The organism is Pseudomonas sp. MUP55, assembly GCF_034043515.1.
Classification (GTDB): domain Bacteria; phylum Pseudomonadota; class Gammaproteobacteria; order Pseudomonadales; family Pseudomonadaceae; genus Aquipseudomonas.
In genome coordinates, this window is the sequence record NZ_CP138214.1 from 4,542,782 (window position 1) to 4,568,519 (window position 25,738).

At 60.7% G+C, this 25,738-nt stretch carries 26 protein-coding genes and 1 pseudogene; 13 read left to right on the plus strand and 14 right to left on the minus strand.

Annotated elements, in window-relative coordinates; genetic code table 11:
- Positions 1 to 192: 192 nt before the first annotated feature.
- Complete coding sequence (gene alaC / locus SC318_RS20430) at positions 193 to 1,410, plus strand: alanine transaminase (protein WP_320428236.1); 1,218 nt, start codon at positions 193 to 195, stop codon at positions 1,408 to 1,410.
- Positions 1,411 to 2,092: 682 nt separating this feature from the next.
- Here alaC and SC318_RS20435 read toward each other — a convergent pair.
- On the minus strand, positions 2,093 to 3,445 hold the full coding sequence (locus tag SC318_RS20435) for a GntP family permease (protein WP_320428237.1): 1,353 nt from the start codon (positions 3,443 to 3,445) through the stop codon (positions 2,093 to 2,095).
- A gap of 83 nt (positions 3,446 to 3,528) precedes the next feature.
- Entirely contained in the window at positions 3,529 to 4,062 is a 534-nt protein-coding gene (locus SC318_RS20440) for a gluconokinase (RefSeq protein WP_320428238.1), read from the minus strand.
- Between the two features lie 214 nt (positions 4,063 to 4,276).
- Between SC318_RS20440 and SC318_RS20445 the strand changes: the two genes are divergently transcribed.
- The 5 genes from SC318_RS20445 (at position 4,277) to SC318_RS20465 (ending at position 8,979) form a co-directional block, all read left to right on the plus strand.
- Positions 4,277 to 5,308 (plus strand): HTH-type transcriptional regulator GntR, encoded by a 1,032-nt coding sequence (locus tag SC318_RS20445; RefSeq protein ID WP_320431272.1) that lies wholly within the window; start codon positions 4,277 to 4,279, stop codon positions 5,306 to 5,308.
- A 259-nt stretch (positions 5,309 to 5,567) separates the two neighbouring features.
- Positions 5,568 to 6,200, plus strand: a complete 633-nt coding sequence (locus SC318_RS20450) for a glutathione S-transferase family protein (RefSeq protein ID WP_320428239.1) — start codon at positions 5,568 to 5,570, stop codon at positions 6,198 to 6,200.
- Positions 6,201 to 6,216: 16 nt separating this feature from the next.
- The gene (locus tag SC318_RS20455) at positions 6,217 to 6,954 is read left to right on the plus strand and encodes an NAD-dependent epimerase/dehydratase family protein (RefSeq protein ID WP_320428240.1); all 738 of its coding nucleotides are present in this window, start codon (positions 6,217 to 6,219) and stop codon (positions 6,952 to 6,954) included.
- A gap of 11 nt (positions 6,955 to 6,965) precedes the next feature.
- On the plus strand, positions 6,966 to 8,375 hold the full coding sequence (locus SC318_RS20460; protein ID WP_320428241.1) for an MFS transporter: 1,410 nt from the start codon (positions 6,966 to 6,968) through the stop codon (positions 8,373 to 8,375).
- 133 nt (positions 8,376 to 8,508) lie between these two features.
- Positions 8,509 to 8,979, plus strand: coding sequence for a hypothetical protein (locus tag SC318_RS20465; protein ID WP_320428242.1), 471 nt, complete (start codon positions 8,509 to 8,511; stop codon positions 8,977 to 8,979).
- An 83-nt stretch (positions 8,980 to 9,062) separates the two neighbouring features.
- Here the strand turns inward: SC318_RS20465 and SC318_RS20470 are convergent, their stop codons facing one another.
- The gene (locus tag SC318_RS20470) at positions 9,063 to 9,926 is read right to left on the minus strand and encodes a LysR family transcriptional regulator (RefSeq protein WP_320428243.1); all 864 of its coding nucleotides are present in this window, start codon (positions 9,924 to 9,926) and stop codon (positions 9,063 to 9,065) included.
- Between the two features lie 96 nt (positions 9,927 to 10,022).
- On the opposite strand from SC318_RS20470, the gene gstA reads away from it, so the two are divergent.
- Positions 10,023 to 10,625 carry a glutathione transferase GstA gene (gene gstA / locus SC318_RS20475; protein ID WP_320428244.1) on the plus strand — a complete coding sequence of 201 codons (603 nt, stop codon included), beginning with the start codon at positions 10,023 to 10,025 and terminating at the stop codon, positions 10,623 to 10,625.
- A 52-nt stretch (positions 10,626 to 10,677) separates the two neighbouring features.
- On the opposite strand, the gene SC318_RS20480 is transcribed toward gstA, so the two are convergent.
- The 4 genes and pseudogenes from SC318_RS20480 to SC318_RS20495 form a co-directional block, all read right to left on the minus strand.
- Positions 10,678 to 11,619, minus strand: a complete 942-nt coding sequence (locus SC318_RS20480) for an aliphatic sulfonate ABC transporter substrate-binding protein (protein ID WP_320428245.1) — start codon at positions 11,617 to 11,619, stop codon at positions 10,678 to 10,680.
- Entirely contained in the window at positions 11,616 to 12,128 is a 513-nt protein-coding gene (locus SC318_RS20485; RefSeq protein ID WP_320428246.1) for a sigma-70 family RNA polymerase sigma factor, read from the minus strand. The genes SC318_RS20480 and SC318_RS20485 overlap by 4 nt, the downstream gene beginning before the upstream one ends.
- A gap of 109 nt (positions 12,129 to 12,237) precedes the next feature.
- Positions 12,238 to 13,029, minus strand: coding sequence for a phosphate/phosphite/phosphonate ABC transporter substrate-binding protein (locus tag SC318_RS20490; protein ID WP_320428247.1), 792 nt, complete (start codon positions 13,027 to 13,029; stop codon positions 12,238 to 12,240).
- 9 nt (positions 13,030 to 13,038) lie between these two features.
- Positions 13,039 to 13,967, minus strand: a pseudogene (locus SC318_RS20495) (fatty acid desaturase).
- 132 nt (positions 13,968 to 14,099) lie between these two features.
- On the opposite strand from SC318_RS20495, the gene SC318_RS20500 reads away from it, so the two are divergent.
- Positions 14,100 to 14,513: a GNAT family N-acetyltransferase gene (locus SC318_RS20500; RefSeq protein ID WP_320428248.1), complete on the plus strand. Its 414-nt coding sequence runs from the start codon at positions 14,100 to 14,102 to the stop codon at positions 14,511 to 14,513.
- 107 nt (positions 14,514 to 14,620) lie between these two features.
- On the opposite strand, the gene def is transcribed toward SC318_RS20500, so the two are convergent.
- From def to SC318_RS20515, 3 genes are all read right to left on the minus strand, one after another.
- On the minus strand, positions 14,621 to 15,160 hold the full coding sequence (gene def / locus SC318_RS20505) for a peptide deformylase (protein ID WP_003175712.1): 540 nt from the start codon (positions 15,158 to 15,160) through the stop codon (positions 14,621 to 14,623).
- A complete protein-coding gene (locus SC318_RS20510) occupies positions 15,157 to 16,110 on the minus strand; it encodes a YihY/virulence factor BrkB family protein (protein ID WP_124387906.1) in 954 nt (317 codons plus the stop codon). The genes def and SC318_RS20510 overlap by 4 nt, the downstream gene beginning before the upstream one ends.
- A gap of 180 nt (positions 16,111 to 16,290) precedes the next feature.
- On the minus strand, positions 16,291 to 16,476 hold the full coding sequence (locus SC318_RS20515) for a CsbD family protein (RefSeq protein ID WP_306494355.1): 186 nt from the start codon (positions 16,474 to 16,476) through the stop codon (positions 16,291 to 16,293).
- 200 nt (positions 16,477 to 16,676) lie between these two features.
- Between SC318_RS20515 and SC318_RS20520 the strand changes: the two genes are divergently transcribed.
- Entirely contained in the window at positions 16,677 to 17,054 is a 378-nt protein-coding gene (locus tag SC318_RS20520; protein WP_124387908.1) for a hypothetical protein, read from the plus strand.
- A 116-nt stretch (positions 17,055 to 17,170) separates the two neighbouring features.
- On the opposite strand, the gene fadD1 is transcribed toward SC318_RS20520, so the two are convergent.
- Together fadD1 and fadD2 are read right to left on the minus strand one after the other, a co-directional pair.
- Positions 17,171 to 18,862 carry a long-chain-fatty-acid--CoA ligase FadD1 gene (gene fadD1 / locus SC318_RS20525; protein WP_320428249.1) on the minus strand — a complete coding sequence of 564 codons (1,692 nt, stop codon included), beginning with the start codon at positions 18,860 to 18,862 and terminating at the stop codon, positions 17,171 to 17,173.
- A gap of 382 nt (positions 18,863 to 19,244) precedes the next feature.
- Complete coding sequence (fadD2, locus tag SC318_RS20530) at positions 19,245 to 20,933, minus strand: long-chain-fatty-acid--CoA ligase FadD2 (protein WP_306494362.1); 1,689 nt, start codon at positions 20,931 to 20,933, stop codon at positions 19,245 to 19,247.
- A 213-nt stretch (positions 20,934 to 21,146) separates the two neighbouring features.
- Between fadD2 and SC318_RS20535 the strand changes: the two genes are divergently transcribed.
- Entirely contained in the window at positions 21,147 to 22,091 is a 945-nt protein-coding gene (locus tag SC318_RS20535) for an alpha/beta hydrolase (protein WP_320428250.1), read from the plus strand.
- A gap of 57 nt (positions 22,092 to 22,148) precedes the next feature.
- Positions 22,149 to 22,619, plus strand: a complete 471-nt coding sequence (locus SC318_RS20540; protein WP_034115694.1) for a MaoC family dehydratase — start codon at positions 22,149 to 22,151, stop codon at positions 22,617 to 22,619.
- A 135-nt stretch (positions 22,620 to 22,754) separates the two neighbouring features.
- Here the strand turns inward: SC318_RS20540 and SC318_RS20545 are convergent, their stop codons facing one another.
- Positions 22,755 to 23,222, minus strand: a complete 468-nt coding sequence (locus tag SC318_RS20545) for a ferritin-like domain-containing protein (RefSeq protein WP_124387913.1) — start codon at positions 23,220 to 23,222, stop codon at positions 22,755 to 22,757.
- A 205-nt stretch (positions 23,223 to 23,427) separates the two neighbouring features.
- Between SC318_RS20545 and SC318_RS20550 the strand changes: the two genes are divergently transcribed.
- Together SC318_RS20550 and SC318_RS20555 are read left to right on the plus strand one after the other, a co-directional pair.
- Positions 23,428 to 23,664 (plus strand): DUF3820 family protein, encoded by a 237-nt coding sequence (locus SC318_RS20550; RefSeq protein WP_065887770.1) that lies wholly within the window; start codon positions 23,428 to 23,430, stop codon positions 23,662 to 23,664.
- 13 nt (positions 23,665 to 23,677) lie between these two features.
- Complete coding sequence (locus SC318_RS20555; protein ID WP_320428251.1) at positions 23,678 to 24,853, plus strand: aminotransferase class V-fold PLP-dependent enzyme; 1,176 nt, start codon at positions 23,678 to 23,680, stop codon at positions 24,851 to 24,853.
- Positions 24,854 to 25,055: 202 nt separating this feature from the next.
- Here SC318_RS20555 and SC318_RS20560 read toward each other — a convergent pair whose 3' ends face one another.
- Positions 25,056 to 25,721 carry a bifunctional 4-hydroxy-2-oxoglutarate aldolase/2-dehydro-3-deoxy-phosphogluconate aldolase gene (locus SC318_RS20560; protein WP_017735662.1) on the minus strand — a complete coding sequence of 222 codons (666 nt, stop codon included), beginning with the start codon at positions 25,719 to 25,721 and terminating at the stop codon, positions 25,056 to 25,058.
- Positions 25,722 to 25,738 lie beyond the last annotated feature (17 nt).

Below are 25,738 nucleotides of genomic sequence, written 5' to 3' on the forward strand. Positions count from 1 at the left end.
CGAACAGTCTCCTTCTTATGAGGGCACAAACCCGCATCGAGTATAGGGGCATATTCGCACCGCACTCCATGTAGAAATTTTTCCTACGCATCTGGACAACTTGCCATCATCGACCGTATTGTCTGCCGCAGGCCACCGCAGTGGCCGACGTCGCTCGGACGGTTCCGGGCGCTTACGTACCTCGAGGCAACAATGGCAGACCAAGGTTCGCCGCGCCGCTTTGCGCGCATAGATCGACTTCCCCCCTACGTTTTCAATATCACTGCCGAGCTGAAGATGGCTGCGCGTCGGCGCGGCGAAGACATCATCGACTTGAGCATGGGTAATCCCGACGGCGCCACGCCACCGCACATCGTGGAGAAAATGGTCACCGTCGCCCAGCGTGAAGACACCCACGGCTACTCCACCTCCAAAGGTATTCCGCGTCTGCGCCGGGCGATTTCGCGCTGGTACAAGGACCGCTATGAAGTGGACATCGACCCCGAGTCGGAAGCCATCGTCACCATCGGTTCCAAGGAAGGCCTGGCGCACTTGATGCTGGCCACCCTGGACCAGGGCGATACCGTGCTGGTGCCCAACCCCAGCTACCCGATTCACATCTACGGTGCGGTGATTGCCGGCGCCCAGGTGCGCTCGGTGCCGCTGGTGCCCGGCGTGGATTTTTTCGCCGAGCTGGAGCGGGCGATTCGGGGCTCGATCCCCAAGCCGAAAATGATGATCCTGGGCTTTCCGTCCAACCCCACCGCCCAGTGCGTGGAGCTGGACTTTTTCGAACGCGTGATCGCCCTGGCCAAGCAGTACGACGTGCTGGTGGTGCATGACCTGGCTTACGCCGACATCGTCTACGACGGCTGGAAAGCCCCATCGATCATGCAGGTGCCCGGCGCCAAGGACATCGCGGTGGAGTTTTTCACCCTGTCCAAGAGTTACAACATGGCCGGCTGGCGTATCGGTTTCATGGTGGGCAACCCCGAACTGGTCAACGCTCTTGCGCGGATCAAGAGTTACCACGACTACGGCACCTTCACCCCGCTGCAAGTCGCCGCCATCGCGGCATTGGAAGGCGACCAGCAGTGCGTGAAAGACATCGCCGAGCAGTATCGCCAGCGCCGCAATGTACTGGTCAAGGGCCTGCATGAACTGGGTTGGATGGTGGAGAACCCAAAGGCGTCGATGTATGTCTGGGCCAAGATTCCCGAGCAGTATGCCGCTATGGGCTCGCTGGAATTCGCCAAGAAACTGCTGCTGGAAGCCAAGGTGTGTGTGTCGCCGGGCATTGGATTTGGTGAGTATGGGGATGACCATGTGCGTTTTGCGCTGATCGAAAACCAGGACCGGATTCGCCAGGCGGTGCGAGGGATTCGCGGGATGTTCCGCGCGGATGGGCTGGTAGCAAAAACCGGCGCCTGACTCGGTCAATAATGTGGGAGGGGGTTTGCTCCCGGTGGCGGTGGGTCAGTCGCCAGATGCAGTGACTGGCACTCTGCTATCGGGGGCAAGCCCCCTCCCACATTTGATTGGGTTCCTGTCTTTGTTGGGTGGTGTGGCTTATACCACCAGCGACAGCAAGATGATGAAGATCAGCGCCCGGCTCGGTCAAAAAATGTGGGAGGGGGTTTGCTCCCGGTGGCGGTGGGTCAGTCGCCAGATGCAGTGACTGACACTCTGCTATCGGGGGCAAGCCCCCTCCCACATTTGATTGGGTTCCTGTCTTTGTTGGGTGGTGTGGCTTATACCACCAGCGACAGCAAGATGATGAAGATCAGCGCCCCGCTCGGTCAAAAAATGTGGGAGGGGGCTTGCCCCCGATGGCGGTGGGTCAGCACCACATGCAGTGGCTGACACTCTGCTATCGGGGGCAAGCCCCCTCCCACATGTGATTGGGTTCCTGTCTTTGTTGGGTGGTGTGGCTTATACCACCAGCGACAGCAACATGATGAAGATCAACGCCCGACTCGGTCAGAAATGTGGGAGGGGGCTTGCCCCCGATGGCGGTGGGTCAGTCACCAGATGCAGTGGCTGACACTCTGCTATCGGGGGCAAGCCCCCTCCCACATTTGATTGGGTTCCTGTCTTTGTTGGGTGCTGTGGCTTACACCACCAGCGACAGCAACATGATGAAGATCAGTGCCACCACCGACAGGATGGTCTCCATCGCGGTCCAGGTCTTGAACGTCTCGGCCACGGTCATGTTGAAGTACTGCTTGACCAGCCAGAACCCCGCATCGTTGACGTGAGACAGGATCAATGAACCCGCCCCCGTCGCCAGCACCAGCAGCTCGCGGTTAACCCCTGGGATCATGCCCACCACCGGCACCACGATGCCCGCGCCGGTAATGGTCGCCACGGTTGCCGAACCTGTGGCCACGCGAATCACCGCCGCCACCAGCCATGCCAGCAGGATCGGGTTGATCTGTGCATTCACCGCCATATGGCCGATCACGTCACCCACGCCGCTGGTTACCAGCATCTGCTTGAAGCCGCCACCGGCACCGATGATCAGGATGATCGCGGCGGTGGGCGCAAGGCTGGCGTCGAGCAGTTTGAGGATCTGCTTGGAATGGATGCCCTGGCGATGGCCAAAGGTGTACAGCGACAGCAGCAACGCCAGCAACAGAGCGGTGATCGGGTGGCCGATCATGTCCATCCAGTTGCGCACCACGTTGCCTTCGGCAAACGCGATGTCGGCGAAGGTCTTGAGCAGCATCAGGAACACCGGCAGCAGCACGGTCACCAAGGTGATGCCAAAGCTTGGCAGCGATTTGTTATCAGTCTCGCGGGCCAGTTGATCCACCAGTTCCTGGGACGGATTACCCGGAATGTACTTGGCGATAAAGGTACCGAAGATCGGACCCGCGATGATGGCGGTCGGCAGCGCGACGATCAGGCCATACAGAATGGTCTTGCCGATGTCCGCGCCAAACACGCCGATGGCCAGCAGCGGCCCCGGGTGCGGCGGCACCAGACCGTGCACCGCCGAGAGACCGGCGAGCAGTGGGATGCCGATCTTGATCAGCGACACGCCGGTGCGGCGCGCGACGATGAACACCAGCGGGATCAGCAGCACAAAGCCGATCTCGAAGAACAGCGGGATGCCCACCAGGAACGCGGCGAACATCATGGCCCACTGGACCTTTTCCTTGCCGAAGGCGCGGATCAGCGTCTGGGCGATCTGATCGGCGCCGCCGGATTCGGCCATCATCTTGCCGAGCATGGTACCCAGCGCGAGGATGATGCCGACAAAGCCGAGCACCCCGCCGAAGCCCTCCTGGAACGCCTTGATGATCTTGTCCACGGGCATGCCCGAGGTCAGGCCGAGGAAGCCGGCCGCGATGATCAGTGCGATGAACGGGTGCACCTTGAACTTGGTGATCAGAACGATCAACCCGATGATAGTGACTACTGCGTCTAGCAGCAGGTAGGACTCGTGGGACATGCCAAACATGGGGGGTCTCTCCTGTTTGTTGTTGTTATTAAAGCGGGTGTTGAACTTCCTGCCGGGGATAGCGCTATCTTTCCGGCAAAAAATTAATGAGTTGGTTCAAAGCCGTGCTTGCGCCACCAGGTATCGGTCTGCGCGGCCAGGTCCTCGACGCTGTCTTCGCTGGCGTTGAGGGCCAGGGTCAGCGGCTCGCCCTTGGGCGATTCAAGGGTGGCGAACTGACTGTCAATGAGGCTTGCCGGCATGAAGTGGCCGGGGCGATGGGACACACGGTCGGCGGCCACTTCACGGGTCAGCTCCAGAAACACGAAACCCAGCCCCGGCGCGGCTTCGCGCAGGTGGTCGCGGTATTTCTTTTTCAGCGCGGAGCAGGTCAGCACCGGGTGCTCACCGGCCTTGAGCGAACGGCGCAGTTCATCACAGAGGATGTCGAGCCAGCCGGCGCGGTCGTCGTCGTTGAGGGGGTGGCCGGCGCTCATCTTCTCGATGTTCGCGGCGGGGTGAAAGCTGTCGCCTTCAATGGCGGTGGCACCGGTCAGGCGGCACAGGGCCTCACTGACGCTGGACTTGCCACAGCCGGAAACACCCATGATGACCAGGGCGGTAACAGGTTGACTCATGAAACACCTCAGGACGCAGATAGCGCTACCTTTGCACGCTGTAAGGCTAGTGCAAAAACAGGCTTTTCCCGCGCCGTCTTGTCTTTTTTTATGGAGTGACGCGTGCATCCGCTCCAACGGTTTTGAACAGGATCAGGCAACCCTTCGTTCAACAATTTGCAGCCCTTCGGAGACAGCGCTACCTTAGTGCCTCGATTTTTGTTTGGCAAGCCGCCTGATGACCTCCAAGAACGATAAAAATACCCGCACCACGGGCCGCCCCACCCTGAACGAAGTCGCCCGCCTGGCCGGCGTCAGCCCAATCACCGCCTCCCGCGCCTTGCGCGGTATCAGTACCGTCGCCGCCGAACTGGTGGAAAAAGTGCAGCGCGCCGCCGCCGAACTCAGCTACGTGGTCAACCCCGCCGCCCGCGCGCTGGCTTCGGCCCAGAGCCATTCGGTGGTGGTGCTGGTGCCGTCCTTGTCCAACCTGCTGTTTATCGAAACACTGGAAGCCATCCACCAGGTACTGCGCCCCAAGGGCTTTGAAGTGCTGATCGGCAATTCCCATTATTCGCGCGACGAAGAAGAGAACCTGCTGCGCAACTACATGGCCTACCAACCCCGCGGGTTACTGCTGACCGGGTTCGATCGCACCGAAAGCGCGCGACGGATGGTTGAGGTCAGCAACGTGCCATGCGTGTACATGATGGACCTGGACCCCAATGCCGGCGTGAACTGCGTGGGCTTCTCGCAACTGGCCGCCGGTGAAACGGCAGCCGCGCACCTGCTGTCCCGTGGGCGCAAGCGCCTGGCCTATATCGGCGCGCAGTTGGACCAGCGCACATTGCTGCGGGGTGAGGGCTTCCGCCGCGCCTTGCAACAGGCCGGCCTGTACGACCCGGCGCTGGAGTTGCTGACACCGCGCCCCTCCTCCGTCGGCCTGGGTGGCGAATTATTCTTGCAATTGCTCGCCGCCCATCCGGATGTGGATGCGATTTTCTTCGGCAACGACGACCTGGCCCAGGGCGCACTGCTCGAAGCCATGCGCCACGGCATCAGCGTGCCGGAGCGCGTGGCCGTGCTCGGCTTCAACGACCTGCCCGCCTCCTCGTTCATGGTGCCGCGCCTGAGCAGCATCAGCACACCGCGCGAAGCCATCGGCCGGCGTGCGGCGGAGCACTTGCTGACGATCATGGCCGGCAACAAGATCGCCAAACCGGTGGTGGATATGGGGTTTGAGTTGCAGGTGCGCGAGAGTACTTGAAGGCCTGCGCTCAGTCGCAATGTTGATCGTTCCCACGCTCTGCGTGGGAATGCCTCTTGGGACGCTCCGCGTCCCGCCAATCGCTGAGTGACGCAGAGCGTCACGGGCTACATTCCCACGCAGAGCGTGGGAACGATCCTTGAGCCACGACCAAGCTGCCTGATTCACCGCTATCGGGAGCAAGCCCCCTTCCACATTTTTTGACTCTGCCCACTTGGCCCCTGCTAGATTAACCACTCTCCACTGCCAGGGAAGCACCATGGGACACTCACTGAAAATCTTGGGCCGCGCCTCCTCGATCAACGTACGAAAAGTACTCTGGACCTGCCAGGAACTGGGCATCGACTATGTGCGTGAAGACTGGGGCATCGGCTTCAAGCCCACCCAATCTGCCGAATTTCTTGCCTTGAACCCCAATGCCCAAGTGCCGGTGCTGATCGACGACCATGGCGTGCTGTGGGAGTCCAACACCATCTGCCGCTACCTCGTCGGCCTCTATCAACGCACCGATCTGCTGCCCGTCGAGCCCGCACCACGGGCCCGCGTCGAGCAATGGATCGACTGGCAAGCGGTCGAACTCAACCGGGCCTGGGGTGACGCGTTCACTGCGCTGGTGCGTAACAACCCCGACGGCCTGGACGCGACACAGATTGCCGCCGCCGTGCAGCGCTGGAACAACGTGATGGGCATTCTGGAACAACAGCTGACCAAGACCGGCGCTTACGTAGCGGGCGACGAATTCACCCTCGCCGACATCCTCATCGGCCTCTCGGTACATCGCTGGCAGGTCACACCCATGCAGCGTCCGCCCTACCCGGCCATTGCCGCCTACTATCAGCGGCTCGCCCAGCACGCCGGCTTCAGGGCCTTCGCGCTTGATGGTCACAATTAAACAAAAGGACGACACAGTGAACGGAATCCACGTACTCCTAACCGGCGCCTGCGGCCGCATCGGCAAGACGTTTTTCGAGGCCTCCAAAGGCCGCTATCGCTTTACCCTCACCGACCGCGTCACACCGGATTTCGACCTGGGTGAACACCGTTTCGTACACGCCGACCTCAGCGATAAATCCAGCCTTGGCGCTCTGCTCGATGGCATCGACGTGATCGTGCACCTGTCGGGCATCCCCCACGCCGACGCAACGTTCGACGAACTGCTGCCCAACAATATTCTGGCCACCACCTACCTGTTCGAAGCCGCCGTGGCCGCCGGCGTGCAGCGCCTGATATTTGCCAGCAGCGCGCAAACCATCGAAGGCTACCCGGTGGACCGCCAGATCACGCCCGGGATGCCCGTGCTCCCCGCCAACCTGTATGGCGCAAGCAAATGCTACGGCGAGGCGTTGTGCGGTTATTACGCCGCCAAGACGCCGCTGTCGACCATCGCCCTGCGCATCGGCGCCTTTGAGTTTCCCGAAAACCACGGCCTGACCAACGCCCGCGACCTCAGCGCCTGGCTCAGCCCCCGTGATGCCGTGCAACTGCTGCAGCGTGCGGTAGAGGCCGAGGGTGTGAAACACTTGATCGCCCATGGCATTTCCAATAACCGTTTCAAGCGACTGGACCTGAGCGAAACCACCCGCGTGCTGGGCTATCAACCCGTGGATGATGCGTTCCAGACCTTTGAAATCCCCCTGACTTACTGAGTGCTCCGGCCATGCCCTCCTTCTCTGCCACAGACGGCATCGACCCCACCCGCGCCGCGCACATCAGCGCGCGCATCGACCGTCTGCCCGCCGTCGCCAGCATCTGGCGGCTGGTGGCGCTGCTGTCGATCGGCGGTTTCTTCGAGCTGTATGACCTGTTCCAGACGGCCTATATCAGCCCAGGTCTGATCAGCGATGGAATCTTCCACACGGGCAGCGAGGGAGTGTTCGGCTTTTCCGACCAGGCCGCGTTCGCCTCGGCCACTTTCCTCGGTCTGTTCCTCGGCGCCAGCCTGCTCAGCCCCATCGCTGACCGTTTCGGGCGTCGGGCAATCTTCACCTTTGCGCTGATCTGGTACACCGTCGCCACCGTGTTGATGGGCATCCAGACGTCCGCACTGGGCATTATCTGCATGCGCTTTCTGGTGGGCATCGGGTTGGGGATCGAACTGGTGACGATCGACGCCTACCTGTCGGAACTGGTGCCCAAGCGCATGCGCAGTTCGGCGTTTGCCTTTGCGTTCTTCATCCAGTTTCTGTCGGTGCCGGCGGTGGCATTGATGTCATGGTGGCTGGTGCCCCAGGCACCGTTCGGGATTTCCGGTTGGCGCTGGGTGGTGCTCAGCAGTGCAGTGTTTGCGCTGTTTATCTGGCAACTGCGCAAGCGCCTGCCGGAATCACCACGCTGGCTCGCCCAGAAAGGTCGTTTCGAAGAAGCCGGCACGATCCTGGATCGCCTGGAGGCAAGCTGCCTGAAGGATCACGGCAAGCCGCTGGATGAACCGCAACCCGAGGCCGTCAGCGTGCAGGGCAGTGGCCGTTTCGCCGATATCTGGCAACCGCCCTACCGGCGCCGCGCCTTGATGCTGATCGTGTTCCACGTGTTCCAGGCCATCGGTTTCTTCGGCTTCGGCAACTGGCTGCCGGCGTTGCTCTCGGGCCAGGGTGTCAGCGTGACCCATAGCCTGCTCTACGCCTTTATCATCACCCTCGCCTACCCGCTGGGCCCGTTGCTGTTCGTGAAGGTCGCCAACCGTTTTGAAAACAAATGGCAGATCGTCGGCTCGGCCATGGGTGCGGTGATCTTCGGTAGCCTGTTCGCCCTGCAAACCACGGCGCTGGGGCTGATTTTCTGCGGGGTGATGATCACCTTCTGCAATGCCTGGCTGAGCTTCAGCTATCACTCGTATCAGAGCGAATTGTTCCCCACCAATATCCGTGCGCGGGCGGTGGGGTTCTGCTACTCGTTCAGCCGCCTGTCGACGGTATTCAGCAGCCTGCTGATCGGTTTTATCCTCGAGCACCTGGGCACGCCGGGCGTGCTGGCGTTTATCGCCAGCAGCATGTTGATTGTGATGATCACCATCAGTTGGTTCGGGCCGCGCACGCGCAACCTGGCGCTGGAAAATATCGCCCACTGACGGCAACGATTGGCCGTCGACGGGACATCACTTGCCGCAATGGCGGCTTCCACCCCAATCAAACCGGGCATGGCATGCCCGGCATGCTAATTGCTCCAGCTGTCACACCGAACATTCCCCCAGGTGACCGATCATGCTGGTTAACAACGACACCCAAGCCGCGTCGACCGTCCAACAGCTCAAGCGCTCCGACATGGACCCGGCCAATGCCGCCGCCAGCGCGCTGTACAGCGGCGCCCTGCAAGCCGCGCAGCAAAGCGTGACGGTGCCGGCCGCCCAGAAGGACTTGGACAAGGCGAGCGATCGCATCGACGAGGCCTTCGCCAAGACCCGCGTACAGTTGCAAGCCACAGCGACGAACTCCGGAGCACGGGCTGAACTCACCGAATACATGAGCAAATCCCCGGCCGAACGCATTCGCGAACAGCTGCTCAAGGAACAGGGGATGACAGAAGAGCAAGTGCAGGCCCTGCCGCAGGAAAAACAAGACGCCATTGCCAGGCAAGTGGCTGAGCGTTTAAAGGAGCAGCAACAGCAGCAGGTAGCGGCGAAGGCGGCTGCTCCACAGGCCCAGGCAGAGAAAGACACCCTGGCGGCAATCTAAGCCACACCGCCGAACAAAAAATGTGGGAGTGGGCTTGCCCCTCCCACATTTTGAATTTATTTCACATGAGGTCAGCAGCGTTTTCAGTTATCAGTCAGCATTGCCAGCAACGCATCGGCGGCCGCAGAAGGTGAGCGGTTTGGCGGATAGACCAAGGCGAACTCGCGGTGGATCGGCACACTCAGGGGCAGCACATGCAAGCCCTGGCGCTGGACCGGCAGGGTCATTTCCGGCACCAGGGTCACGCCGACGCCTTCGCGCACCAGGCTGAAAGCGCTGCTCCACTCACGCACTTGCACGCGCACATCGCGCATCACCAGGCCGGCGTCGCCCCCCAGGCTGCGGGCGTTGACGGTGCAGCCGCCGGTGGCGAGCACGAAAGGCTGCTCCAGCAACTGCGCAAGGGTTACCGTGGCCTGCTGCGCCAGCTCATGCCGGGCCGACACCACCGCCAGCCAGGTGTCCCGTCCCAGTGGTGTGGCGTTGCGCTCGGCTCTTGGGTTGAGCACCACGCCCAGGTCGACCAGGTCGGCGTCGAGCAAGGCATTCACTTCGCTGTCGGTGACTTCAAGGGTGGTCACCTCAATGCCCGGATACAGCTGGGCAAACCGCTGCAGCCTGGGGCTCAGAAACTTCGCCAGCACCTGAGGGAAACAGGCGATGCGCAAGTTTCCATGCAGCGCGGGCCTGGCTTCTTCCACGCGACAGCGTATCGCCTGCAACGCGCCGAGCATCACCCGGGCCTGTTCGAGCACACTCACGCCCAACGCGGTGGGCAAGGTCCTGCGCGGCTCGCGGATGAACAGTTGCGCGCCCAGCGTGGCCTCCATGGACGCCATGGCCTGGCTGGCGGCGGACTGGGTCATGCCCACCCGCTCGGCAGCGGCGGTGATGCTGCCGTGATCGGCCACCGCCACCAGCAAACGCCAATGCATCAGGTTCATCATGGCAGTAGCTGTCCTTATGGGTGAGGCGTTAAGGATTAATTTTACTCACGGTGTCACGCCCACGAGACTGGCGCAAATCCTACACAGAGGCGCTCCATGAAACTGTATTTTTCGCCCAATGCCTGCTCGCTCGCCCCCCACATCGTCCTGCGGGAATTGGCCTTGCCCTTCGAGCTGGTGCGCGTCGACAACCAGGCCAAGACCACGGCTGACGGCAAGGACTTCCTGCAGATCAATCCCAAGGGTTATGTGGCAGCCCTGCAACTGGACGACGGCCAGGTGCTGACCGAAGCCAGCGCGATCCTGCAATACCTCGCCGACCTGCAACCCGACGCCGGTCTGGCCCCGGCCAACGGCAGCTGGGAGCGCGTGCGCTTGCAGGAATGGCTGAATTTCATCGCTACCGAGATGCATGGCGGGCTCGCCGTGTTTTTCAACCCTGCGATACAGGGAGAGGTGCGGGCGATATTCCTGACCACGTTGTTCAAACGTTTTGCCGTGCTGGTGCAGACGCTGGAGCGGCAGGATTATCTGCTGGGCGCGCCGTATTCGGTGGCGGATGCGTATCTGTACGTGGTGCTGCGCTGGGCGGCGATTCATGCGATTGAGCTGACGCAGTGGCCTGCATTGGCGGCGTTTGAGCAACGGGTGGGCGAGCGGCCTGCTGTCATTGCGGCGTTGGCAGCGGAAAACCCATGAGCTGACCCGCTGACCAAGCGCTGGCGAGGGAGCGGCTCCCTCGCCCCAGGGCTTATGGCGCCTTGAACACAACTTGCTGCACATCGATCTTTTTCGGGATCAAGGCATTGGCGAAAAACAAGTCGGCGGTGCGTTGTTGAGTGGCGATGTCGCTCGCCTGCAGCGGCCGGATCGGCTCGGGCGAGCGGTGTTCGAAGTAGCGCTTGACCACGGCCGGTGGCAGGCCCAGGGTCTTGGCCATCAGCGCGATGCTGTCTTCGGGCTGGTCGAGGGATAGACGCTGCGCCTTGGCGAGGGTCTGCAGAATGGTGGCAACCGCCTGGGGGTTTTGCCGGGCAAACGCGCTGCTGGCCACAAAGAAACTGCCGGCCGGATTGAGGCCTTCGCCGGTGCCCAGCACGCGCGCGGCACCGTCTACCACGGCGGCCGAGTAGTACGGGTCCCATATCACCCAGGCGTCCACCTTGCCCTGCTCGAACGCGGCGCGCCCGTCGGAAGGCGACAGGTACACCACGTTCACGTCCTTCCACTGCAAGCCGGCACGCAACAGGCTCTTGAGGAACAGGTTGTGGGAACTGGAGCCCTTGAGCAGCGCCACGCGCTTGCCCTTGAGTTCAGCCACGCTCTGGATCGTGCTGGTGTTGGGCACAAGGACGGCTTCGTTTTTGCCCTCATTGGGCTCGACGGCGATGTATTGCAGCTCGATACCAGCGGCCTGGGCGAAAATCGGCGGGATGTCGCCGATATTGCCGATGTCCAGGCTGCCGGCGTTTAACGCCTCGATCAGCGGCGGGCCACCGAGGAATTCGGTCCACTGCACCTGAGTACCGGGCAGCGCCGCTTCGAAAAGTTTGTGTTCACGGGCGAGCACCATGCTCACCGAGCTTTTCTGATAGCCGATGCGCAGGGTGGGAGGATCGGCGGCCAGCACGTTAGCGGCGACCAGCGAAAGAACAGCGAGAGCAATCATCTTCAGGTGGTTGAGTATTTTCATGTAAAGCCTCGTGGTGAATGCAGGCGGCGCAGCGCCTGCGCCGAATAGTCGCTGACCGAGCGCCGGGAAATGCCCAACTCGGCGGCTATTTGCGGGTAGGTCAAACCGTTGAGTCGCGAGAGCAGAAAGGTGGCCTTGACCTTGGCGGGGCAGCCGTCGAGCAACTGGTCGATGGCCTGCAAGGTTTCCAACTGCTGGGCCAGCGCTTCGGGGGACGACGTGCAACTGGCGTCGTCGTGATCCAGGTCGTCCAGGTAAGCGCGCTCCAGGTCGCGGCGGCGCCATAGCTGGTACATCAGGCGCTGGGCGATGGTGGTGAGCAAGGCGCGGGGCTGGCGGATCGGCCGTGCGTCGGGTGAACGCAGGAGCTGGACGAAGGCGTCGGCGGCGATGTCTTCGGCGTGTGAACGGGAATCGAGGTGGCGGTGCAAACGGCTGCACAGCCAGGCGTAGTGACTGTGGAACAATCCGCCCACGTAGTCGCTGTGGAAAGTGTCGGCGCCGGACATGGTTGGCTCCATCTGGGTTGGTTGCACGGTATGTCCGGTGTTCCGGTGGAGCGATCCTAACAAGCGCTCTTATTCTTTAATAATATTTAAAAGTCACTTCTATATAACTTTATACAAGGACAGGGTAGCCGCTGTCTTCGGCCTGCTGCTGGTAGGCGAGCAACACGCGATAGTCGTCCTCACTCGCCGCCAGCACGGCTTGCAGGCCCAGCGTTTCACCCACCTGCGCAAGATCCTGCAGCGCAAGGTTCATCGCTTCGCGAATCTGCTCCAGGCGCTCATCGCTCAAACTCCCCGGGCCGATATAGGGCAATGTCGGGCTCGGCGCGCTGCGGCTGACGATGCGCAGCCCGGCCACTTCGGCGGGCGCGAAACGGGCCAGGTAATCGAAGGTGACGCTGTCGATGGCGCCAAGGTCGGCGCGGCCTTCGCGCAGCCAGCGCAGGCTTTCACGGTGGGCGCCGCTGATACCGACACTGGCGAAGAAACGGCCCTCGCGCTGCAACGGCGCCACGCGCTCGCGCAGCAGGTTCATGCCGCTGTTGGAATCGTGACCGTTGATCACCGCGCGGCTGCCATAGAACTGTTCCAGGCAGGTGCGCGGGTTGTTCTCGCGGGTCAGGAGCAGGCTGCAATGCTCGCCATCGCGGCTATGGGGCAGTTCGTAGCGCGGGCGGCCAATCACCCGGACCTGGCCGCGCAGTTGGGTCATCAACGGGTAGCCGCAGGTCTGCGCGACCAGCAGTTGGGGGGCCAGCCACAGGCTGTGCAGGTCCAGGTGGTCGGCGCGGCGACGCGTCAGTCCCAATCGTTCAAAGATGCGCTCCAGCCACTGCTGGTTGGCCTGGCGCACCTGCTCCGGTGCGACATACATCAGCAACTCGGCGTAGTGATCACTCATGCTCGCTTCTCATGCAAAGGGATGCCGGGGACTGTCGATGGCCTTGACGCCGTAGCGGCCCATGAACTGGCCGTAACCCTGCACGACGAAACCGCCGCTGCGCGCCACCCACTGTGCACGCCGCGCACGGTACACCGTGGGCAACACGTACCACGGCAGCTTCGGCAAATCGTGGTGCACCAGGTGCAAGTTATTGTTGAGGAACAGCCAGCTCCATGGCCATGACGCTTCGTTGAGTACCGTGCGTTGTTCCGGCTGCGGGTGGGGTCGATGCTCATAGTAGGAGCGGATCGACGCCAGGGACAACGCCGGCACGGTGACCAGCAACAGGTAATGCCACACCGGCAGTGCGCTGGTGTGGGCGATAAAACCCAGCATCAGGCAGGTGACGGCGCCATGGGCCAGCCACATCGGCCATGCGTGCGGCAGGCGTTGCCACTCATCACGAGCCAATCGGCTGATCGCCAGCGGTGCCGCCAGCACGAGGCGGCCCAGCAGGGTCTTGGTCAACCAATGCACGCCACGCTCGAATATTGAGCTGCGGTCCCACGCTGCTGATTGAGGTAGCGACTTTCCGGGTCGACGCCCGGCAGGGTCAGGTCCTCGTCGTTGTGGTGCAGCAGATGGCTGTCTCGATACAGGGTGTAGGGGTACCACACGGCAAACGGCGCGTAGCCGAGCAGTTTGTTCAGCCACAGGGAGCGGGTGGGATGACCGTGGAGCAATTCGTGTTGCAGCGACAACCACAAGGTCACCAACGGGATCAGCAACAGCGTGCTCAGCCACACGCCGAGCCAGTGGCTGGCGAGGATCACCGCGAACCAACCGGCGTAGACGCCGATCAGCAGCAGCCAGGTCGGCCATTCGGTGCGCACGGCGAACCCTTGGCACAGGGCGTCGATTTCGCGGCGGTGGGTCGCATCCAGGTAGTGGGTCATCAAGCGCTCGGAACAGATGTTTACTTCCTTGTGCAACCGCGCGCGAAAATCTTGCAGAACCTTTGGTGCTGAGCTTAGAAGCAAAGGCTGCAACAGCTACACTGCCCGCCTCGTCCCTTGATTGGTTTGAACATGCACATCGAACTGCTGGCAGCGCCGCTATGGCCGCTGCTGAACAAGTTTTACCGCAGCCACAACTCGTCGATGAAGGCGCTCAAGGGCGGGCAGCTGTGGGTTGCAAGGGACACGGACATCGTTGCCGGGTTGTGCCTGACACCCGTGGTCGGTGGGCAGTGGCTGACGGGTGTGTTCGTCGACCCGGCCTATCGCGGCCAGGGGCTGGCGGCGCGGTTGATCCACCCGGCCGTGGCGCAGGTGGACGGCACAGTATGGTTGCTGTGCCACCCAGACCTTGAACCGCTGTACCAGCGCATGGGTTTTTCTCAAGACACCGTGCTGCCGCAGTCGCTCAGCGAACGACTGGTGCGCTACAAGCGCAACAAACCGATGATTGCGATGGGCTTGAATGCCCTGGATGAAGGATAACCGCCCGCGGGGGCGGTCAAGAAGCCGCACAAGCGAGAAGTCATCTGTGGTGAGGGAACTTGCTCCCTCACTACAGGTAAGGTGTTCGCCGGGGGTGCTTCGAGGGGTTATTCGTCAGCCGTTGGGTCCATATCGGGGAACATCACGTCGATAAACCCGAACTTGCTGAAGTCGGTTATCCGCGACGGGTACAAGCGGCCGATCAGGTGATCGCATTCATGCTGCACCACCCGCGCATGGAAGCCGTCGGCAAAACGTACGATCGGCTCGCCCTTGGGGTCGAAACCTTCGTAGCGGATCTGCTGATAACGGTTCACGGCGCCACGCAGGCCGGGGACGGACAGGCAGCCCTCATAACCTTCTTCCAGTACCGGGCTGAGCGGCGTGATCAACGGGTTGATCAGGATGGTCTGCGGCACCGGTGGTGCGTCCGGGTAGCGTTCGCTGGCCTCGAAACCAAAGATCACCAGTTGCAGATCCACACCGATCTGCGGCGCGGCCAGGCCGACACCGCCCACGTGTTCCATGGTCTGGAACATGTCATCGATCAGTTGCCACAGCTCGGGGCTGTCGAACATTTCCGGCGGCACTGGCGGGGCAATGCGCAGCAGACGTTCATCGCCCATTTTCAGGATTTCACGGATCATTGATCGGGCTCGATGATAGGTTTGGAGTGGTCCCGGCCCAGGCCTGAGACATGTTGTTTTTCGCCCGCATGGCCCGGTTCGCCGATTTCCTTCTCACCGGGGTCCTTGCCTTCGGCGGACATGTGTTCGATCACCGCATTCATCTCCGCGCCGAGCAACAGCACCGCGGCGGAGATATAGAAATACAGCAGCAGGACGATGATCGCACCGATACTGCCATACATGGCGTTGTAGTCGGCGAAAGTCTTGACGTAGTAGCCAAAACCGAGGGAAGCGACGATCCACACCACCACCGCCAATACCGAACCTGGGGTGATGAAGCGAAACTCCTGCTCGACGTCGGGCATCACGTAGTACATGAGGGCCACCGCAAACATCAGCAGGATCACGATCAAAGGCCAGCGCAGGATGGTCCACAGCGTGACGACGAACTCCTGCATGCCGATCTGCCCCGCCAGCCATTCCATCACCTGCGGGCCGAGCACCATCAGCGCGGCGGCGGCCAGCAGCATGCCGGCGATGCCGATGGTGTAGAAAATCGACAGCGGGAACCGCTTCCAGATCGGGCGCCCTTCCACCACGTCATAGGCCGCGTTCATCGCGCTCATCATCAGGCGCACGCCGGCGGATGCGGTCCAGAGCGCAATCACGATACCCACCGACAGCAGCCCACCCTTGGATTGCTGCAATTGGTCGATCACCGGGTTGACCTGCTCCAGCGCCTGGGGCGGCAACACCAACTCCGACTGCAGGCGCAGCCAGGTGAAGAAGTCCGGCAGATGCAGGAAACCGATCAGCGCAATCAGGAACAGCAGGAAGGGAAACAGCGAGAACAGCATCTGGTAGGCCAATGCGGAGGCGTAGGTCGGCATCTCGTCATCGACGAATTCGGTGACGGTGCGCACCAGCACCTTGTGCAGCTTGAGACCATCGAGTACCGGAAAAATCATAGCGTCTCCTTTCGCCGCAAAGAGGTTGAGTTCGTGGGCGACTCAGGGGCCGTTTTCTACATCAAAGTAGCCCATTTGGCGACTTTGAAACAATTTCCAAACTTTAGTTGCAGCAGCGGGTACAAAAACGGCCATCCGTGGATGGCCGTCGGGCTGCTGGGGTCAGCCAGCCGAACCGTGTCACTCGGTGGCTTTTTTCACCGCGTCCTTGGTCTTGCCCACTGCCTGCTGTGCTTCACCTTTCTTTTCCTGGATCACGCCTTCGGCACGCAGTTTGTCGTTATCTGTAACCTTGCCCACACCTTGCTTGATGTTACCGACTGCTTCGTTAGCCAGGCCTTTTGCCTTATCGGAAGTGCTGCCCATGGTATTACTCCTGATAACAATCAATTGGTTTTTGGTCACTACGCAGCGGTTGACTCGAAGCGAAGCGCCAGAGTTTCAATTATTTTGCGCGGGCATTTCATCGAAAGGGGCAGGTTTGCCTTTATGTTTTGCGGCCAACCCACGAGAATGCCCGGCAGATTCAGGCTCGAACGCTGAATAACAGATCCCGTAGGAAGGTTATGAAACTCAATAAAGCACAGGCCATCGCCCGCAGAAACCAGGAACTGGGCGGTGCCGTACTCGGCGTCAACAACTGCCATTTCACCGACCTGGACCCAAAACGCAACATCTGGTGGTTCGACCTGCCAGTGGCGCGGATTGGCGTGGGCCAGTACGAGTGGATCCACCTGTTGATGCACAACGCCGAGACCGACCAGTTGCTGCACCTGAAGGTGCCCACTGTGTTCCTGCGTGAAAACCTCGAAGGGCTGGTGGTGCGCAATGCCGGCAAGCGCAAGCCGGAAATCACCCTGGAACTGAGCGCCGACAAGGATTCGTTCCTCAAGGACGTGCGCCCTGCCGGTGCGGGCATTAGCTTCGCGCAGTTCGCCCTGTAACAACGCTGAAAAAAATGTGGGAGGGGGCTTGCTCCCGATAGCGGTGGGCCAGTCACCCGATAAGGTGACTGACACTCAGCCATCGGGGGCAAGCCCCCTCCCACATTTGAGGTGCGTTACTTTTTGAGGCCGAGTTTCTTCAGCTCTTCGTCACGCAGTTCACGGCGCAGGATCTTGCCCACGTTGGTGGTCGGCAATGCATCGCGGAACTCAATGGCCTTTGGCACCTTGTAGCCGGTAACGTTGGCGCGCATGTGTTCCATGACCTGTTCCTTGGTCAGCGTGGCCCCGGGCTTGACCACAATGAACAGCTTGATGTGCTCACCGGACTTTTCATCCGGCACGCCGATGGCCGCACACTGCAGCACGCCCGGCAGGCCTGCCAGCACGTCTTCGAGTTCGTTGGGGTAGACGTTGAAACCGGAGACCAGAATCATGTCCTTCTTGCGATCCACGATGCGCATGTAGCCATCGGGCTGGATGATCGCGATGTCACCGGTCTTCAGCCAGCCTTCGCTGTCGAGCATCTCGTCGGTAGCGTCCTGGCGCTGCCAGTAGCCCTTCATGACCTGGGGGCCCTTCACGCACAGCTCGCCGGTTTCGCCCAGCGCCAGCTCGGTGCCGTCGTCGGCAATCACTTTACACACGGTGGAGGGCACCGGAATGCCAATGGTACCGATCTGGATATGCTGGATCGGGTTGACCGTGGCCACCGGGCTGGTTTCGGTCATGCCGTAACCCTCGCAGATGCCACAACCGGTCACGGCCTTCCAACGCTCGGCTGCCGCCAGTTGCAGGGCCATGCCGCCTGACAGGGTGACCTTCAGCGCGGAGAAGTCGAGCTTGCGGAACGCTTCGTTGTTGCACAGCGCCACGAACAGGGTGTTGAGGCCGACGAAGCCGCTGAACTTCCACTTCGAGAGTTCCTTGACCATCGCCGGCAGGTCGCGCGGGTTGCTGATCAGGATGTTGTGGTTGCCGATCAGCATCATCGCCATGCAATGAAAGGTAAACGCATAGATGTGATACAGCGGCAGCGGCGTGATCAGGATTTCGCAACCTTCATTGAGGTTGGAGCCCATCAGCGCCTTGCATTGCAGCATGTTGGCGACCAGGTTGCGATGGGTGAGCATCGCGCCCTTGGCCACGCCGGTGGTGCCGCCGGTGTATTGCAGCACCGCTACATCGCCACTGGCGGGGTTGGCGTCGCTGACCGGCTGGCCGTGCCCCTTGGCCAGCACTTCGTTGAACTTGATCGCTTGCGGCAAGTGATACGCCGGGACCATTTTCTTCACGTATTTGATCACGCTGTTGATCAACAGGCGTTTGAATGGCGAGAGCAGGTCGGCCACTTCGGTCACGATCACGTGCTTGACGGCGGTCTTGGGCACGACTTTTTCAGCCAGGTGCGCCATGTTGGCCAGGCAAACCAGGGCCTTGGCCCCGGAGTCATTGAATTGGTGTTCCATTTCCCGCGCGGTGTACAGCGGGTTGGTATTGACCACGATCAGCCCGGCACGGATGGCACCGAACACGGCGACAGGGTACTGCAGGACATTGGGCAGTTGCACGGCGATTCGGTCGCCAGGCTTCAGGTCGGTGTGCTGCTGCAGGTAGGCGGCGAAGGCGCCGGACAATTCGTACAGTTCACCGTAGGTGATGGTCTTGCCCAGGTTGCTGAAAGCCGGTTTGTTGGCGAAGCGCTGGCAGGACTGCTTCAGTACCGCCTGAATATTCGGATACTCGTCCGGATTGATTTGTGCAGCAATCCCGGCGGGGTACTTATCCTTCCAAAAGTCTTCGTTCATGGAAGCCCACTCCTCAGCGACGCGAATTCATCATCGCATTTGATGCGATTATTATTGGTGTATGTTTTTTTAAGGTGAATCTGGCGCTTTAAAGCAGGCCTAGACGTCACAAAGCGCGCCGAGAGTAGCAGCTTTGCCAAGGGCCGCCTAGAGCCAAACGAGGGCCCTACAGTCATTATCACGACTGTCCTACAATAATTGGTCACACTTTAAACGTAGGCAAAATAACCCACTGGAAGGCTCTGGAACAGGGCTTTTCGGGCAATGCAAAACAATGTGGGAGGGGGCTTGCCCCCGATAGCGGTGGGCCAGTCACCGAAAATGTGACTGACACTCCGCAATCGGGGGCAAGCCCCCTCCCACAGTTGCTGGCTATTTCACTTCAAGCGATGTCGCGCAGCTCCCGGCGCAGAATTTTGCCCACCGGCGTCATCGGCAACGACTCACGCAGCACAATGTGCTTGGGCACCTTGTAGCCCGTGAAGTTGGTCTTGCAGTAGGCCTTCAATTCCTCAAGGCTCACCCCTTCGGCACGCGCAACCACAAACAGCTTCACTGCCTCCCCCGTACGCTCGTCCGGCACGCCGATCACTGCGCAGTTGGCGACGGCCGGGTGGGCCATCACCACGTCTTCGATTTCGTTGGGGTACACATTGAAGCCCGAGACAATGATCAGGTCTTTCTTGCGATCGACGATGCGCACGAAGCCATCGTCGTCGATCACTGCGATGTCGCCGGTCTTCAGCCAACCCTCGGCGTCCAGCGCCTCGGCCGTGGCCGCCGGTTGCTGCCAATAGCCCTTCATCACTTGCGGGCCCTTGATGCACAGTTCGCCGCGCTCGCCCAACGGCAGCTCGACGCCTTCGTCGTCGATGACTTTCATGGCCGTGGCCGGCACCGGAATACCCACCGTACCCAGCCGCGATTTGTTGCCATAAGGGTTGGTGCTGGCCACCGGCGAGGTTTCGGTCAGGCCGTAGCCCTCGCCGATCGTACAGCCGGTGATCTGCTGCCAGCGCTCAGCGGTGGCCTTGATCAGCGCGGTGCCACCGGAGTTGGTGAGTTTGAGGTGGGAGAAGTCCAGGTTCTTGAACTCGGGATGGTCCATCAGCGCGACAAACAATGTGTTGAGCCCCAGCAGCCCGGTGAAGCGCCACTTCTTCAGCTCCTTGATGAACCCGCCGATGTCCCGTGGGTTGGTGATCAGCACGTTGTGGTTGCCGGATACCATCATGCACATGCAGTTCGCGGTGAACGCATAGATATGATAGAGCGGCAGCGGCGCAATCATCACTTCCTGGCCTTCCTTGATCAGCGGATGGCCGTCGTCCCCGACTTGCGACATGCACGCCCGCGCCTGCTGCATGTTCGCCACCAGGTTGCCGTGGGTGAGCATCGCGCCCTTGGCCAGGCCAGTAGTGCCACCGGTGTATTGCAGCACGGCAATATCATCGAGGCTCACCGGATGTCGCGTCACCCCCAGGCCAGCCCCCATGCGCAAGGCGCGCTTGAACGACACCGCACGCGGCAGGTGGTAGGCCGGGACCATCTTCTTCACTTTGTCGACCACGGTGTTGACCAGCCAGCCTTTGGCGGCGGGCAGGAAATCACCCATTTTGGCTTCGATCAGGTAGTCGATTTCGGTGTCGGTACACACCTCCTGCACCCGCGAGCCGAACAGGTTGAGGTACACCAGCGCACGCACGCCGGCGTCCTTGAACTGATGGCGCATTTCACGCGGGGTGTACAGCGGGTTGGTATTGACCACGATCAGCCCGGCGCGCAGTGCACCAAAAACGGCAATCGGGTAGTGCAGCACGTTGGGCATCTGCACCGCGATGCGCTCGCCGGGCTTGAGGTCGGTGTGCTGCTGCAGGTAACCGGCGAACGCCGCACTCTGGCGCTCCAGCTCGGCGTAAGTCAGGGTAACGCCCATGTTGCTGAACGCCGGACGGTCGGCAAAGGCCTTGCAGGAACGCTCGAAGACTTCGACCACCGAATGGTAGCTGGTGAGGTCGATGACATTGGGCACGCCCGCGGCGCGTTTGTCATTCCAAAAATCAGGTTGCATTATTCTTGTCCTCTTTACCTGAGTGTGTCCGGCCGCTTTTCCATACAGCTATAAAGAGCGGAGCTTTGAGGACGTTAGCAGTAATGACCAAACAGGCAAATACGCTGAACTGTGTCATTGATTGTATGAATCTTGTTGCTGAGGCGCAGGCAGATACCCCTCCCTGCGACGGATGAGCTATACACTGCAACGACTCCGAGCAAAGGAAGCGCCATGAACCACACCACTTTCTGGCTGACCGCGAACGACCACAGCCGGCTGCACGTCAATCAATGGATGCCCGATGACGCCCCCAGGGCCGTGGTGATGCTTGCCCACGGCATGGCCGAGCACAGCGCTCGTTATGAGCGTCTGGCGCAGGCGTTGTGCGATGCCGGCTTCGGTGTGTATGCGCTGGATCAGCGCGGGCATGGCCGTACCGCCGACGCAGGCACCTTGGGGCTGTATGCCGAAAAGGACGGCTGGAACAAAGTGGTGGGCGACCTGGCCAGCCTCAACCAGCACATCGGCCAGCAGCAACCGGGGCTGCCGATTATTTTGCTGGGCCACAGCATGGGCAGTTATATCGCCCAGGCTTTTCTGCTGCACCACAGCGCCAGCCTGCAGGGGGCGATACTCAGCGGTTCGAATTTCCAGCCGGTGGCGCTGTATCGGGCAGCGCGGGTGATCGCGCGCATCGAACGCGCTCGCCAAGGCTTGCGCGGGCGCAGCGCGTTGATCGACTTTTTGTCGTTCGGCTCATTCAACAAAGCCTTCAAACCCAATCGCACCGCCTTCGACTGGCTCAGCCGCGACCCCGTCGAAGTGGACAAGTACGTCAACGATCCGCTTTGCGGGTTTCGCTGCACCAACCAACTGTGGATCGACCTGCTCGGCGGCTTGCAGCACATCAGCAAAGTGTCCAACCTCGCGCAGATCGATCCGGGCCTGCCGGTGCTGGTAATCGGCGGCGAATGTGATCCGGTGAGTGAAGGCAAGCGTCTCAAAAGCCTGGCCCACGCGCTGCGTGAGGCCGGCTGCCAGAACGTGCAATTGACGATCTACCCGCAGGCGCGTCATGAAGTGTTCAACGAAACCAACCGCGACGACGTCACCGCGGATGTCGTGACGTGGCTCGAGCAAGCCCTGATAGCGCGCAGACCTACCCGCTGCGAATAAATTTCCGTTTAAAATCAGCTTATTAAATTACCGATTAGCCACAGGATGCACGCTTAGATGACCCAGGTAACCAACACCCCCTACGAGGCCCTCGAAGTCGGCCAGACCGCAAGCTTCAGCAAGACCGTCGAAGAGCGCGATATCCAGTTGTTCGCCGCCATGTCCGGCGATCACAACCCGGTGCATCTGGATGCCGAGTACGCCAAGGCGACCATGTTCAAGGAGCGTATCGCCCATGGCATGTTCAGCGGTGCGCTGATCAGCGCGGCGGTAGCCTGCGAACTGCCTGGCCCGGGTACGATTTACATCGGCCAGCAGATGAGCTTTCAAAAGCCGGTCAAAATCGGCGACACCCTGACCGTGCGCCTGGAAATTCTGGAAAAACTGCCCAAGTTCCGTGTGCGCATTGCCACGCGGGTATTCAACCAGCGCGATGAGCTGGTGGTGGACGGCGAGGCCGAAATCCTGGCGCCGCGCAAGCAGCAAGTCGTGACGCTGACTGAGTTGCCGCCCATCAGCATCGGCTAATATTGGCGCAATACAAATGTGGGAGGGGGCTTGCCCCCGATAGTGGTGAGTCAGTCACTGAACATATCGACTGATACACCGCTATCGGGAGCAAGCCCCCTCCCACATTTTTTTACAGCATTTGCAACTCAGGGCTTACGACTGAGCGCGAGCCTGGTTACGCAGGGCTTTCACCTGGTCATGGTTGCGCTGCACGCCGTGGAACTGGCGTTCAACCAGGTCACGAATGCCCAGCAGGTTGTGCTGGTTGATCTTCTCGATCGCTTCCTTGTAAGCCTTCAGGGCGTGGTCTTCACCGCGCTCGGCTTCGTTCAGCACCGCTTCTTCGTCCTTGCCGGTCACCATCGACTTAACGTCAACCCAGCCGCGGTGCATTGCACCGGCGACGCTGCCGGATTCTTTCGGCTCGCCACCCAGGGCACGTACGGCGGTCTTCAGTTCTTCAGCGGCGGTACCGCAATCAACGGCACGCTTGGCGAACAATGCCTTGAGCTCTGGGTGCTTGATGTCTTCAGCACATTCCTTGAAACCCTTTTGGCCGTCAATGCTGGTTTCGATCAGGTCGTTCAGAACGGAGATGGATTCTTTATTGATGTCAGTCATTTTTCAATTCCTTATGTGGGTTGAGGAAGGTTGCCTTAATGATTGCAGCGCCCGTGCCAGGTTTTGAAAAATAACTTAATCGTTTTATTTCAATAACTTACGAATTATTGAACCATCTGTATGTACGTTATTTGCATGATCTGTCATTTGGCCTTCGTGCAGAATGCCTGTATTTTCCAGGCATCGAACCAAACGCTTGAAGCCCATGAACCCCGAAAAACTCGAATTGCTGATCACCCGCCAAATGCCCTTCGGCAAATACAAGGGCCGGATCATCGCCGACCTGCCCGGCCCTTACCTGAACTGGTTTGCCCGCGAAGGCTTTCCCCACGGAGAACTGGGCGGCTTGCTGGCCCTGATGCAGGAAATCGACCACAACGGCCTGGCCGAATTGCTCGAACCGCTGCGCGTAAAACACGGTAAACCCGCCCCTCGCCATTAATTAAGAGGCGCCCATGCCAAGGAATGCAGACAACGAACTCCACTGGCAGGCCATTGCCCAGCGCTATGAGCTGGAGCCAGGCCCGATCAATCTGGAAAACGGTTACTTCGGGCGCATGAGCCGGGCCGTCCAGGCGCAGTACCTGGAACACGTTGCGTTTATCAACCGCAGCAACTCGGTGTATGTACGCCAGCGTTTCGAGCAAGGGGAAAATCTGGAGATTCGCCGTGAACTGGCTGCTTTGATTGATGCCGACCCCGAGTCGGTGGCCTTCACCCGCAACGCCACCGAAGCCTTACAGTCGTTGATTCGCAACTACAACCGCCTGCAACCGGGCGATCAGGTGTTGATCAGTGATCTGGAGTACGACACGGTCAAAGGCGCGATGCGCTGGCTGGCCGGCGTGCGCGGGGTGGAAGTTGTCGAAATTACCCACACTCACCCAGCCAGTTTCGAAAGCTTGGTTCAGACGTATCGCGATGCCTTCGCTCAATACCCGCGCTTGAAGCTGATGGCGCTGACCCATGTCACCCATCGCACCGGCCTGGTGATGCCCGTGGCGGCAATCGCCAGAGCGGCGCGTGAACACGGTGTCGACGTGATCCTTGATGGCGCCCACGCCCTGGGCCAGATCGACTTCAACCTCACCGAACTGGGCATTCAGTTCGCCGGCTTCAACTTGCACAAATGGATTGGCGCGCCGCTGACCCTGGGCTTTCTCTATATCGCTCCCGAGCGCCTGGCGGACATCGACCCGGACATGGGTGAATTCCACTACCCCGCTACGGATGTGCGTGCGCGAACGTCCTACAGCACGCCGAACTTTCCGGCGCTGATGAGCCTGCCCTTGGTGTTTGAAGAGCATCGCCAACTGGGGGGTGCGGCGGCCAAGGGGGCGCGGGTGAACTACCTGCGCGATCTTTGGGTGAGCCAGGTGCGGCCGCTACCGGGGATTGAAGTGCTGACTTCGGATGACCCGCGGCTGTATTGCGGGATCACGGCGTTCAAGTTCATGGGGCGCGATCAGCAGGTGATGGTCGACCGGTTGCTCAAGGAGTATGACGTGTTCACCACAACCCGCTCAGGGGCGGCGTTTGGCACGTGTATTCGGGTGACACCGGGGTTGGTGACTACGGCGACGGACATCAATGTGTTGGTGCACGCGATTACCCAGCTCAACACAGATTGAAATGTGGGAGGGGGCTTGCTCCCGATGGCGGTGTATCAGTCACCAAATGCTTTGACTGAACCACTGCTATCGGGGGCAAGCCCCCTCCCACATTAGAATGTGGGGTGGTCTTAATTTCTACAGGCAAAAAAAAAGCGGTCCGCCGACCAAGCGCACCGCAAAAATGCCGTTAAGCACAGCAACAACGATTCGGTAAATCAGATCAGTCCAGCAGCGCCAACGCCTCGGCGGTGACTTCCTGGATGCGTGCCCAGTCGCCGTTTTTGATCCACTCAGGATCAAGCATCCAGCTACCGCCCACGCACATCACGTTTTTCAACGCCATGTAGCTTTTGATATTGGCCGGGCCGACGCCACCGGTCGGGCAGAATTTCACTTCGCCGAACGGGCCGCCCAAGGCCTTGATCGCCGCCACGCCGCCGCTGACTTCGGCCGGGAACAGCTTGAAGCGGCGATAACCCAGGCCATAGCCTTCCATGATGCCGGAAGCATTGCTGATGCCGGGCAGCAGCGGGATCGGGCTGTGCACCGAGGCTTCCAGCAGGTCGCGGGTAATGCCGGGGGTGACGATGAATTGCGAACCGGCCACTTCAGCGGCTTCAAGCATGTGACGGTCCAGCACGGTGCCAGCACCGGTGCACAGTTCAGGGCGTTGCTCGCGCAGCACCTGAATGGCCTTGAGGCCGAACTCGGAACGCAGGGTCACTTCCAGGGCGGTCAGGCCACCGGCGGCCAGGGCATCGGCCAGCGGCAGGATGTCCTGTTCGCGAGCGATGGTGATCACCGGCAAAATCCGCGCCTTGGCGCAGAGGCTGTCGATCAAGGCAACTTTATCCGCCATGGACACGGTCGGTTGAGGGCTTTTCATAGCGGCTGATCCTTGGC